1 protein-coding gene is annotated in these 1,362 nt (G+C 67.0%); it reads left to right on the plus strand.

Annotated elements, in window-relative coordinates; all coding sequences use genetic code 11:
• On the plus strand, positions 1-1,362 hold a 1,362-nt coding region (locus tag F4V54_RS10805), incomplete at both ends, for a condensation domain-containing protein (protein WP_249041298.1).

Below are 1,362 nucleotides of genomic sequence, written 5' to 3' on the forward strand. Positions count from 1 at the left end.
GGGCGCGGCTGGTTCCGCCGCCGCCCCCGGGGCGATCGAGTTGGTGTCCGGAGTCTTCGACGAGATCCTCGGGGAAGCCCCGTCGACGAGTGCGGCGGATCCGGCGTGCGGCGCGGGAGAGTCCTTCTTCCGCCGTGGCGGCGATTCCCTGCAATTCCAGGTTATGATGCGCGCGATCCGACAGAAGACGGGCGTCCGGCTCCGTTTCCGCGACGTCATCGCCGACCCGACCATCGCTCACATCGCCGGCCTTGTCTCGGAGGCCATGCGGGAGTCCGGTGCCGAGTCTGAAGCCGTCGCCGAGGCAGTGTCTTCCCTCGATTGTGCCGGCGGTGCCGGTTCAGCCGCAGGAGGCGCCAGGGAATCCTCCGCGAGTGCCCACGGGAAGGATCCGGTGGAACAATTCGGGGACGACCCCCACGCGCCGTTCCCCCTGACCGACATGCAGAAGGCCTACTACGTCGGCCGGAACTCCGGGTTCGAGCTGGGCGGCGTCACCGAGCACTACTACATCGAATCCGTCACCGAACCCGGTACCGACATCGACCGCCTGGAGGACGCCCTCGACAACCTCATCCGCAGGCATCCGATGCTGCGCGTCGTGTTCACCGCACAAGCCACGCAGCGGATCCTGCCGGAGGTTCCGCGCTACCGCATTGCCGTCGCCGACTACCGGGCCGCCGATGAGGCGACCGTGGTCGAGGCGGTGCGGCGCAAGCGCGATGAGCTGAGCCACCAGGTATTCGATCTGGGCAGCTGGCCCTTGTTCCATCTGTCGGCGTTCGCGCTCCCGGACGGGCGGCACCGCCTGTTCTTCAGCGTGGACATGATCATCGGAGACGGGGCGAGCCAACGGATTTTCATCGACGACCTGGACAAGCTGTACCGGGGAACGGAGCTTCCGCCCGTCACCGGCGACTACCGCACGTACGTCTTGGAGATGAAGCGCCGGGAGGCTTCGGCGGTCGGGCGCGGCGATGAGACGTTGACTCGGACGGTGGTCGAGGACTTCCCGCCCGGCAACACCCTTCCATCAATCGGTGCGGCCGCGGACGTGGATGTGCCGCGGATGCGTCGCCTGTCGCACACGTTCACCGCTGCGGAAACCGCACTGTTGCGGGAACGGGCCAGCGCCGCCGACGGCAGCGTGTCCGCACTGCTTCTCGCCTGCTATGCGACGAGCCTGTCGCTGTGGTCGAGGGGGGATTCGGTCGGCATCAACATCACCACGTACAACCGTGATCCCGAAATCGCCGACTTCGCCGGCGTCTTCGGTGATTTCACCGGCGTCATTCTGATGCCGGTGAAAGCGGCCGCCGACTATGACCTCCGTTGGTGGACGGCGGAACTGCGCGACCGGCT

The organism is Corynebacterium tuscaniense, from assembly GCF_008693065.1.
GTDB lineage: Bacteria > Actinomycetota > Actinomycetes > Mycobacteriales > Mycobacteriaceae > Corynebacterium > Corynebacterium tuscaniense.